This is a genomic window from Streptomyces sp. 8K308, assembly GCF_004348315.1.
Taxonomy (GTDB): domain Bacteria; phylum Actinomycetota; class Actinomycetes; order Streptomycetales; family Streptomycetaceae; genus Streptomyces.
This window is the reverse complement of sequence record NZ_SMKC01000251.1, coordinates 1-10,906: the sequence shown is the minus strand read 5'-3', so window position 1 is coordinate 10,906 and position 10,906 is coordinate 1. Positions and strand designations below refer to the sequence as shown.

The 10,906-nt window shown below is 73.0% G+C and carries 7 protein-coding genes and 1 pseudogene; 4 read left to right on the top strand and 4 right to left on the bottom strand.

Features of this window, described 5'->3' with window-relative positions; translation table 11 throughout:
* A pseudogene (locus E1265_RS37305) lies at window positions 1–1,240 on the bottom strand (hypothetical protein); the annotation flags it as partial.
* Between the two features lie 5 nt (window positions 1,241–1,245).
* The gene (locus E1265_RS26620; RefSeq protein WP_132933548.1) at window positions 1,246–2,220 is read right to left on the bottom strand and encodes an SMI1/KNR4 family protein; all 975 of its coding nucleotides are present in this window, start codon (window positions 2,218–2,220) and stop codon (window positions 1,246–1,248) included.
* Window positions 2,221–2,408: 188 nt separating this feature from the next.
* Between E1265_RS26620 and E1265_RS26615 the strand changes: the two genes are divergently transcribed.
* Entirely contained in the window at window positions 2,409–3,578 is a 1,170-nt protein-coding gene (locus tag E1265_RS26615) for a transposase (protein ID WP_243741126.1), read from the top strand.
* On the top strand, window positions 3,575–4,606 hold the full coding sequence (locus E1265_RS40815; RefSeq protein WP_132933547.1) for an SUKH-3 domain-containing protein: 1,032 nt from the start codon (window positions 3,575–3,577) through the stop codon (window positions 4,604–4,606). The genes E1265_RS26615 and E1265_RS40815 overlap by 4 nt, the downstream gene beginning before the upstream one ends.
* Window positions 4,607–5,233: 627 nt before the next feature.
* Here the strand turns inward: E1265_RS40815 and E1265_RS26605 are convergent.
* A complete protein-coding gene (locus E1265_RS26605) occupies window positions 5,234–6,214 on the bottom strand; it encodes a nucleoside triphosphate pyrophosphohydrolase (protein ID WP_132933546.1) in 981 nt (326 codons plus the stop codon).
* A gap of 30 nt (window positions 6,215–6,244) precedes the next feature.
* Entirely contained in the window at window positions 6,245–6,916 is a 672-nt protein-coding gene (locus E1265_RS26600) for a SurA N-terminal domain-containing protein (protein WP_132933545.1), read from the bottom strand.
* 393 nt (window positions 6,917–7,309) lie between these two features.
* Between E1265_RS26600 and E1265_RS26590 the strand changes: the two genes are divergently transcribed.
* Window positions 7,310–8,098 carry an ABC transporter ATP-binding protein gene (locus E1265_RS26590; protein ID WP_132933543.1) on the top strand — a complete coding sequence of 263 codons (789 nt, stop codon included), beginning with the start codon at window positions 7,310–7,312 and terminating at the stop codon, window positions 8,096–8,098.
* Window positions 8,095–10,689 carry an FtsX-like permease family protein gene (locus tag E1265_RS26585; protein ID WP_132933542.1) on the top strand — a complete coding sequence of 865 codons (2,595 nt, stop codon included), beginning with the start codon at window positions 8,095–8,097 and terminating at the stop codon, window positions 10,687–10,689. The genes E1265_RS26590 and E1265_RS26585 overlap by 4 nt, the downstream gene beginning before the upstream one ends.
* The last annotated feature ends 217 nt before the right edge of the window (window positions 10,690–10,906 follow it).

Genomic DNA, 10,906 nt, shown 5'->3' with positions numbered 1-10,906 from the left:
GGGGAACGGGGCCCGGCGCGCCGCCACCTGGCTTGCTCGCGGTGCGCCGCAGCGAGGCGACCATCTCGGGCGAGACGGCCTGCGTCGGCACGTAGTTGACGCCCCCGCCGCCGTCGGCGGCGGGTGCCGCGGGTGGCGGCGGAACGGGCTGCGGCGCGGCGCCGGCGCCGGCGCCAGGACGAGCGGCCTTCGCGGTGTCGGCCGAGGCCACGTCCCCGCGGGGCGCGGCCGGCGGCCGGGGCGACGCCGATGCCGGCTGAACCGCGGTGGGCGGCAGGGCGCTGCCCTTCGGCAGGATCGCCGTCCTCGCCTCGGACGCCGGCCCGGAACTCTCCGCGGCCTCCGAGATCACGGGCGGCGCGAACACCGTGTCTGGGGGCGCCACGGACACGTCGTCCTCGGCGATGTTCGAGGTGTCGGTCCCGTCCCACAGGGACGGCCGACTCCCCGAGGTGTCCACGTCCGACCAGGCCGGCGGCGGCCCGGCCGGCCGTCCGGCGTCAGACGCATCCCACCCGCCGCCGGGCGGTGTGCCGTCGCCGGTGGCCGCGCCCGGTCCTGCCGCTGGCGGGGGCCAGCTCGGTGCCGGTGCGGCCGGCCGGAAGTCGGCCTCGTCGGCGGCCGAGGCTGGCGGCGCGCTGACGGGCGGTGGTGGACCGGCCGGCGCCGCTGCCGCGCCCGGCCCCGCTGGAGCCGCGGCCCGCTCGGCCTCCGCCGCAGGCGGGCCGTCGCCCCACGCGGCGCTCGAGGCCACCGAACCCGCCGGTGGCGCGGCGCTCGCCGCAGGCGGCTGGCTCGCCGGGGCCCAGGGGCGGCCCGCCGGCGGCGGGGTGGGCGCGGCCGGCACGGCCGCCGCCTCGCCGCCACCATCGCCACCGCCCGCCGAGGCCATCGCCTCCTGCAACCACTGCGGCGGCGTCAGCAGGAAGGACGTCGCGTGCAGATCCGCCCGCTCCGGCTCGGGGACCGCCGACTCCTCGTGGTCCGCCGTCCCGCCGTACTCCTCCTCGTACCGCCGGATGACCTCGCTCACCGGCAGGGCAGGCCACAGCGTCGTGTCGCCGCTGTCCCGCGCTATCACCAGGCGGCCGCCACCGAGCCCGTTCCCGTTGGCGTCCTCCGCCCAGGCCACGAAGCCCAGGTCGAACTCCCGCACCCGCACCTCGTGGCGCGGCTCACCGCCAGGCCCGCCGTTCACCCAACGGTCGGCCCGCTCCTGTGCCTGCGCGAACGTCACCATCCCGCTCACTCCTCCACCGGAACGGCACGCGCGAATCCGCCGTCCACCATCAGCTTCGCCACGGTCTCGAGCTCCGGCGGGTTGCCGGCGAGCCGCAGCAGGAAGTCGTCGAAGTCGGCCCCGCACGGCAGCAGCAGCTCGGTGACCCGCTGCGCGATGCCCATGCCGTCGCGGTCCCGCACGTCGTCGTAGGGGCAGAGCCAGACGGACCCCAGGTCCTCGCCGCGGACCTTGACCGCGACGATCCCGCCGTGCACGAAGGCCACGCCCAGGTAGTCCTTGGTGAGGTGGTCGCGCAGGCACTTGTTGATGTACACCACGTCGTTGACCGCGGCCTCCTCGCGCAGCGTGAAGAACGGCTGGTCGACGAGGAGCCCCAGCTCCGCGTCGAGCGCCACGCCCACCGGCGCGCAGCCGCCGGCCGCCTTCAGGAAGGAGCGGTACGCGTCCGGCAGCCGGTAGCCGAGCCGCTCCTCCGCGGCGCGCACCCGCTCCTCGGGGACGGCTACCGAGTGCGGCACCTGGAAGTGCGTGGGTCGGGTCTCGGCGAGCGGGCGGGTGCCGCGCTTGCTCTGGTCGACGGTGGTGGTCGCCAGGCCGCCGTGGTGCCGCAGCAGGGCCTTGACCTCGACGGGCACGAGTTCGAGGCGCCGGGAGTGCGCGACGTGGTGCCAGGTCCAGCCGTGCGGGGTGGCCACCGGCGGCAGGTCGGCCCACAGCTCGTGGCCGGCGGCGTGCAGCGCGGCGTTGGCCGAGACGTAGTCGGTGAGGCGCAGTTCGTCGACGCCGAAGCCGTCCGGCGGCTCGGCGATCTCCGCCGCGGCTCTCGCGTAGGGGGAGAAGTCGGGGTAACCCTGTGCGTCCACCCGTATCCCCTGCGGGAAACGAGCTGCCCGCACCGGGTCGGGAAACTGCACCACCTGTCCGGCATACGCCCGGTTCGGTGGGGTGGCCTGCTGGCCAAGCCGCCCAGTCATCATGGCGTAAACGTCCCCTGCCGCATTCATCACGCTGTACGCGCACAGCCTATGGGGTCGCGTCGACGGTGGCACGATCGTGCTCGGTGATCGCGAGCGTCGGAATCGCGAACGCCGTCCCTCATGAGCGGATGCCGGCACCGGCCACATGTTTAACACAGGTCAGTGTTACTGTGTTAAACGTGTCCCCGATGGTCAAGCGGGCGTACAGGTACCGCTTTTACCCGGATGCCGAGCAGGAGGCGCTGCTGCACCGCACGTTCGGCTGCGTTCGATATGTCTGGAACAGGGCGCTGGCCGAGCGGGTACGCCGGTACAAGGATGAGGGACAGTCCACCTCGTATGTCGAGACGGCGAAGTGGCTGACGGCGTGGAAACGGGACGAGGAGTCGGCGTTCCTGCGCGAGGTCTCCAACGTCCCACTCCAGCAGGCACTGCGTCAGCAGCAGAACGCGTTCACCAACTTCTTCGCCAAGCGTGCCAAGTACCCGCGTTTCAAGTCGAGGAAGAGGTCGCGGCGTTCGGCGACGTTCGCGAACAACGCCTTCACCTTCCGGGGCGGTCAACTCAGGCTGGCGAAGACCAGCGCACCGTTGGACGTCGTGTGGCACCGGCGTCTGCCGGAAGGCGCCGATCCGTCCTCGGTTACGGTTTCCTGCGACAGCGCCGATCGCTGGTTCGTCTCCATCCTGGTGGAGGAGACGATCACAGCCCCAGCCTCGGCAGAGGCGGTGGTCGGGATCGACGTCGGTCTGGAACACCTCCTCACGCTCTCCACGGGGGAGAAGATCGCCAACCCCAGGCATGAGCGTGCCGATCGGCGCAAGCTGGCCAAGGCACAGCGTCGCCTGTCCCGAAAGGCGAAGGACTCGAACAACCGGGCCAAGGCGAGGAAGGCGGTCGCCCGGATTCACGCCCGGATCGCCGACCGGCGCCGGGACCATCTGCACAAGGTCACCACGAGGCTGGTACGCGAGAACCAAGCCCTGGCCATCGAGGACCTGGCCGTGCGGAACATGATCGGCAATCACAGCCTGGCGCGCGCCATCTCCGACGCGAGCTGGACCGAACTTCGATCCATGCTCCGATACAAGACCAGCTGGTACGGGCGGCATCTGCTGCTCGTGGACCGCTGGTACCCCAGCAGCAAGCTGTGCTCCACGCCCGGCTGTTCTCACATGAACCAGAGAATGTCGCTGAGCGTGCGGTCGTGGACGTGCCCGATGTGCGGCACTGCCCACGACCGGGACGTGAACGCGGCACGCAATATGCTCGCCGCCGGGCTGGCGGAGAGCGAAAACGCCTGCGGAGGGCTGGTAAGACCGGCTCCGGAGTCTTCCGGAGGTGGCGCGACCCGATGAACCAGGAACCTCAGTCCCGCGAGGGAATGAAACCCAGGCATTCAGGCCGGGGAGAGGCCACAACGGATTCTCACGCCGCGGCGCCGGGCGAGCCCGGCCGACACCGGCGCGACGCGGCACCGCCGCCGCCCGCGCTGCTGCACCGCCGCGACGGCATCCTGCCCACCACCGCCGCCGCCCTGTCGCTGCCGGAGACCGGCGCGTTGACCGGGACCGCGACGCGCGCCGCCGAGGCGCCGGAGCTGCACCCGGTCGTCGAGGAGATCTACGCCGGGCTCGGCACCGGCCAGCGCGAACGGCACCTGGGGCGCTGCCCCGAGGCGGCGTTGCTCTCCCGCCACCTTCACCAGACCGGCGTCGCCGACCTCGCCGAGGCGAGGGAGGCGCTGCGGGACGCGGGCATCACCACCCGACACATCCGCGAGGACGGCGATCCGGAGCACGGCAGTTACGCGCCGCACTGCCGGTCCTGCGCGGTGCTGGTCGCGCGGCTCGGGGTGCGGAGCTTCAGCGCGGCGCCGCTCGTCGACGACGCGCCGGCGGGCGGGGAGCCGTGGGGCGTCGGCAGCGCGGAGGATGCGCTGATCGCGGCGGGCTGGCAGCCGGGCCGGCTGCACGCGGCGCAGGCCGAGCGGTGGGCGGACGCGCTCAGCGCGCACCGCTCCCCGCACGGGCACCCGCACCACCTCTTCCCGGCCGCGTTCGAGGCCTGGGCCGAACTCGGCGCCGTCACGCTCCGACCGACCGGGCCGGGCGTGGAACTGGCCGCCTGCCAGGTGGTGATCGACCCGCTGCTCGGCCGGCACTGGGCGCGCACGCTCGGCGAGCTCGGGCGGGCGCTGGGCAGCGAACTGTGCCCACTGGGCGCGGAGGGCGGCGGCACGGCCATCCTCGCGGTCGACCGCGAGGGACGGCTCTACTGCGTCGATCACACGGGCGACTGGTACCTCGGCCACGACGTCCTCACCGGCCTCCACACGCTCCTCACCGGCACCCGCCCCCACCGCCTCGTCGCGCCGGAGGCCTAGCGCGGAGCGCGCGGCGCTGGCCGCGCGGGCTCGTGCCGTCGGCTCAGCGCCGGCACACACCACCGTGCGCTGTGCCGTGCGCTGCGCGCGGTGAGGAGGCGTCCTCGCGCTGGGGCCGCGCAGCGGCGGTCGCTGCCGGGCCGCCGCCCGGCGAACGGCCCAGCGCTTCGCTCCGTGGCCCGGCTGGCGGCCGGCCCCGAGCCGGCCGCGCGTCGTGCGCGGCGCGTGAGCGGGCCCGGCCGGGCGGCTCGTTCCGCGGCCTCGGGAACCTCCAGGCTTCGCCGGAGGACCGGTGCCCCGCGCGGGTGGGTGGGCGCACTCCGCCGTGGGCCACGCTTCTCGCGATGGGAAGGCGCCGTGCCGTTGGGCTCCGCGCAGCGGCCGTCGCTGCGCCCCGGGGGCCCCGGCCAGCGGCCCGCCGCCGTTCCCGCGGACACCGGGCCCGGCCGGCGACGAGGCCGCGGCTTCGCCGCCTGAGTCACGTCAGTGGGGCTCTCGGGGCCGGAGGCCCGCGCCCGCACAGCGGGCGAGTTCCGCGTCGGCGGCCGGCACCCGCCGCGCGCCAGCGCGCTCGCGCCGCGGGCGCGAGGCCGCGCAGGGCGGCCCACCGCCCCGGAGGGCCGCGTGTCAGCGTTCGCCGCGCTCGGCGGACCGCAGGGTGTCGCGGTAGGTGCGGGCGGCAGCCCGGAGGGCGGTTTCGGGGTCGGTGCCGGCCGCTTCCGCCTCGGCGGCCAGGGCCAGCAGGCGGTAGCCGTAGTCGTCCGCGCCGGCCGGTTCCGGTGGGGGCGGGAGGACGGCGCGGCGGGCCCGCGCGGCGAGCTTCGCGGCCAGCGCGAGGCCCGGCTGGGACAGCGGCACGCCGTCAGTGACCGAGTCGCGCCGCTTCTCCTCGGCCTTGGCGGCCAGCCACAGCGCCTTGACGTCCTCGGCCGTCTCGGCGCGCGCGTCGCCGAAGACATGCGGGTGGCGGCGGACCAGCTTGGCCACGATGCCGGCCGCCACGTCGTCGATGTCGAAGGGCCGCTCGGGGTCCTCCGCGGCGATTCTGGCGTGGAAGATCACCTGGAGGAGCACGTCGCCGAGCTCCTCCCGGATCTCCGCGGTGTCGCCCGCCTCGATGGCCTCGACCAGCTCGTAGACCTCCTCGATGCCGTACCTGGCGATCTCGGCGCTGGTCTGCGACGACGCCCACGGGCACTCGGCGCGGATGCGGTCCATCACCTGGACCAGGTCCAGCAGTCGCGCCCCCGGCAGGTCGTAGGAGCCGGGCAGCAGTTCGAGGGACGGCAGGGCGGTGGCGCGGCCGGAGCCGGCGAGCGTCGCCAGCTCCTCGGTGAGCCGCGGCTCGCCGTCGGCCGAGGCGAGCACCACCACGGAGCGGCCGCCCGCGCAGGCCGCCACGAGTTCGGCGGCGCGCGGGTCCCTCGTCTCGACCGTGACGCCGGCGTCCTTGAGGTAGGGCAGCTGCGGGTGCCCGGCGTCCCGGCACAGCACCTGGTCGGCGGCGCGCAGCTCCTGCCACGCCGGCCAGGACAGCAGGCCGGGGGCGACCCGGTGGGTGGTGGTCAACAGCACGATGCGGCCCGGGCCGCGCACGTCGGTCGTCACGCCGTCGAGCGTAACGGCCGCCGCGCCCCGCTACGCGGGGTCGATGACGGGCAGCTCGTCCGCCTGCTCGCCGGAGCGCAGCCACGGCTCGTCCGCCTCGACCAGCATGACCTGGCGGGCGTCCCACTCACCGAACCGCGGGTTGATGTCCACGCCGACCCGCTCCGCGGTGGCGGTCAGCTCGTCGATGAGCATCTGCTGGCCGTTGGGGTCGAGGTCGGCGCCGATCCGCTGGGCCAGGCCCTGGAACAGCAGCTGGCTGCGGATCGTGTCGTCGATCTGGTCGTCGCCGGCCAGCGGGACGCCGCCCTGCGGCATCAGCGCGGCCTGCCGGAGCTGTTCCTCGCCGCCGAGGTTGGCGACGACGTTGGCCCGCTCGTCCTGCACCTGGCGGCGGGTGACCTCGACGCCGGCGTCGGCGGCGGCCTGCTCCAGGATCTCCATGTACACCAGGGAGTTGACGGTCTGCTGGGTCAGCGCGGCGGTGGTGGCGATCAGCTCGTCGGCGTTGGGCTGGTCGCGCTGCGCGTCGCGCACGGCGTCGACCCGCGCCTGGACGGTGGCCAGCGAGATGCTCCGGTCGCCGACGACGGCCGCGTCGCCCGGGTGGGCGTCGGTCGAGCAGCCGGTCAGCAGCGGGGTGGCGGCGAGCAGCGCGACGGCGGCGGATACGGACAGCGCGGACGTACGGCGACGCTTCACTGAGCACTCCCGTGTGCTGATGATCCGGTCGGTCGGTGGCTGCTCGATCTTATGCAGACCAAGCGGCGAACACTAGGTCATCGTCGTCCACACCCGCCGCCCGGACGGCGGGCTCGTCTCGGACCGACTTGACCTTTCCCCTACGGGAGGCACCACCCTTCGTCGGGTCCCCCTAGGGGAAGCCACGACTTTCTCCGACCCCCGGGTCGTCCTCAGGGGCGACGCGGGGGTCGGCCGAGGGTGCCTAGGCTGCTGCGGGGGAATCGAGCAGGGTTCCGAGAGGACCTATGGAATCCATGAGCTCCATGAGCTCCATGAGCTCCATGAGCTCCATGAGCTCCATGAGCTCCATGGGATCCACAAGGTCCACAAGATTCACAAAAGGAGACGAAAGTGACAACGGCTGTGGTGGATCCGACGACCGGGGGCAGCGGAGGGCACTCGGCCGTGGCCGCGCGCGCGGAGGGCGTGGTCAAGTCCTACGGTTCAGGGGAGACGCGGGTCGTCGCCCTGGACAACGTCTCGATCGACGTGGAGCGCGGCGGCTTCACGGCGATCATGGGGCCTTCGGGTTCGGGTAAGTCGACGTTGATGCACTGTCTGGCCGGTCTGGACACGGTGACGGGTGGGCGGATCTGGCTCGGGTCGACGGAGATCACCGGGCTGAAGGACAAGAAGCTCACCCGGCTGCGCCGGGACCACATCGGCTTCATCTTCCAGGCGTTCAACCTGCTGCCCACGCTCAACGCCATCGAGAACATCACGCTGCCGATGGACATAGCCGGCCGCAAGCCCGACAAGGAGTGGCTGGAGCGCGTGGTCGCCACCGTCGGCCTCGCCGACCGCCTCAAGCACCGCCCCAACCAGCTCTCCGGCGGCCAGCAACAGCGCGTCGCCGTCGCCCGCGCGCTCGCCGCCCGACCCGAGATCATCTTCGGCGACGAACCCACCGGCAACCTCGACTCCCGCGCCGGCGCCGAAGTCCTCGGCTTCCTCCGCCGCTCCGTCGACGACCTCGGCCAGACCATCGTCATGGTCACCCACGACCCGGTCGCAGCCGCCTACGCCGACCGCATCGTCTTCCTCGCCGACGGCCGCATCGTCGACGAGATGCGCGAGCCGACGGCCGACCGGGTGCTGGACCGCATGCGTGGCTTCGAGGCCCAGGGACGGACGTCGTGACCGTCCTCAAGACCTCGCTGCGCAGCTTCTTCTCGCACAAGGGCCGGATGGCCCTGTCCGGGATGGCCGTGGTGCTCTCGGTGGCGTTCGTCTGCGGCACGCTGGTGTTCACGGCCACCATGAACACCACCTTCGACAAGCTCTTCGCCCAGTCCGCCTCGAACGTCATGATCGCGCCGCCCGAGGACGACGACGAGGTTAGCGCCGTCGAGGACACCGGCCCGGCCAACGGCATCCCCGACACCGTGCCGGCCTCGGTGGTCGACGAGATCTCCTCGGTCGACGGCGTTGCGGAGGTCACCGGCAACGTGGCCGCCACCACCGCCGTCGCCGTCGACGCCGACAACGAGAACCTCGGCTCCACCACCGGCGCCCCGACGATCGTCACCAACTGGTCCGACGTCGAGCTCCGCACCTCGGAGATCTCCGAGGGCCAGGCGCCGTCAGGACCCGGCGAGGTGATGGTCGACGCGGACACCGCGGACGACAAGGGCATCGCCGTCGGCGACCAGATCCGCCTGATCACCGCCGTCGGCGACTACCCGACCACGGTGACCGGCATCGTCGAGTTCACCGTCACCAACCCCGGCGCCGCCGTCTTCTACCTCGACCTGCCGACCGCCCAGGAGTACCTGCTCGGCGGCCAGGACGGGTTCACCACCGTCTACGTCGACTCCACCGGCGCCATCAGCGACGACGACCTCAAGGCGGCCGTCGCCTCCGTCGTCGGCGCGGACACCTACAAGCTCCAGACCGCCGACGAGTACATCGAGGAGAACCGCGACGCGCTTGGCGAGGTCCTGTCCATCCTCGAGTACGTGCTGCTCGGCTTCGCCGGCCTCGCGCTGCTGGTCGGGATCTTCCTGATCGTCAACACCTTCTCGATGCTGGTCGCCCAGCGCACCCGCGAGATCGGCCTGATGCGGGCCATCGGCTCGAGCCGCCGCCAGGTCAACCGCTCGGTGCTCATCGAGGCGCTGCTGCTCGGCCTCATCGGCTCGGTCGTCGGCTTCGGCGTCGGCATCGGCATAGCCGTGGGCCTGATGGCCCTGATGAGTGCCCTCGGCATGAACCTCAGCACCGAGGACCTGACGATCGAGGCCACCGTGCCGGTCATCGGCATCGTGCTCGGCATCGTCGTCACCCTGCTCGCCGCCTACATCCCCGCCCGCAGGGCCGGGAAGATCAGCCCGATGGCGGCGCTGCGCGACGCCGGCATGCCGGGCGACGTGCGGGCCGGCCGGATCAGGGCCGGGATCGGCGTGGCGTTCACCGTCCTGGGCCTCGCCGCCCTGGCCGGCACCGCCACCGTCGACTCGGCGGCGGACGGCGCCGGCTTCCTCGCCCTCGGCGTGGTGCTCAGCCTCGTCGGCCTGATCCTCGTCGGCCCGGCCCTGGTGGGTCTGGTGGTGCGCGGCCTGAGCGCGGTGCTGCTGCGCGGCTTCGGCCCGGTCGGCCGGCTCGCCGAGCGCAACGCCCTGCGCAACCCGCGCCGCACCGGCGCCACCGCCTCCGCCCTGATGATCGGCCTCGCGCTGGTCGCCGGCCTTTCGGTGGTCGGCTCCTCGATGGTCGCCTCGGCCACCGAGGAGATAGACGAGTCGCTGGGCGCCGACTACATCATCAGTGCCACCACCTTCGGGCGGATCCAGCCGGACGCCACGGCGGCGGTGCGGGCGGTGCCGGAGCTCGACCACGTCACCGAGGTCAGCAACGTGGAGACCGATGTCGCCATGCCCAACGGTGAGGACGTCGAGGTGACGCTGAGCGCCGCCGACGCCACCTACGAGCAGGACATCGCCATGGACGTGGTCGAGGGTGACCTCGGCGAGGCGTTCCAGCCGGGCGGCATCTCCGTGGGCGACGAGGACGCCGAGGAGTACGGCATCGCGCTCGGCGACGAGCTGCCGGTGACCTTCGACGGCGGCGGCACGGTCACTGTCACGGTGCGGGCGATCCTCTCCCAGGAGGAGGCGGCGACGACCGGCACCTGGAACCTCGGCCTCGAGACCCTCCGCGCCAGCGTGCCGGACGAGGCGGCCATGCCGCTGCCCTCGCTGCTCTTCGCCGCGGCGGCCGAGGGCCAGCAGGACGCGGCGCGTGCCGCGCTGGACGCCGCCATGGAGCCCTACCCGCAGATGGAGGTCCGCGACCAGGCCGAGTACAAGGAGCTGATCCAGGACCAAGTTGGGCAGTTGCTCAACATGGTCTACGGGCTACTGGCGCTGGCGATCATCGTGGCGGTGCTCGGCGTGATCAACACGCTGGCCCTGTCGGTGGTGGAGCGCACCCGCGAGATCGGCCTGATGCGGGCGATCGGCCTGTCGCGGCGGCAGCTGCGGCGGATGATCCGCCTCGAGTCGGTCGTCATCGCCCTCTTCGGCGCGCTCCTCGGCCTGGTCCTCGGCCTGGCCTGGGGTGCGGCGGGCCAGCAGCTGATGGCGCTGGAGGGCATGCGGGTCCTGGAGATCCCGTGGTCCACGCTGATCACCGTCTTCGTCGGCTCGGCGATCGTCGGCCTCCTCGCCGCCTTGGTGCCGGCCTTCCGCGCCGGCCGCATGAACATCCTCAACGCGATCGCGACGGAGTAGCGTCCGCGCCGCTCGCGCTGGCGCGCGGCCGGCTCGCAGGGGCCCTGACGGCGGCTTCGCCGCTCGTCGGGCCCCTGCGGCCGTGTTGGTCTGCGGCCGTGTTGGTCTGCGGCCGTGTTGGTCTGTGGCCGTGTTGGTCTGTGGCCGTGTTGGTCTGTGGCCGTGTTGGTCTGTGGCCGTGTTGGTCTGTGGCCGTGTTGGTCTGTGGCCGTGTTGG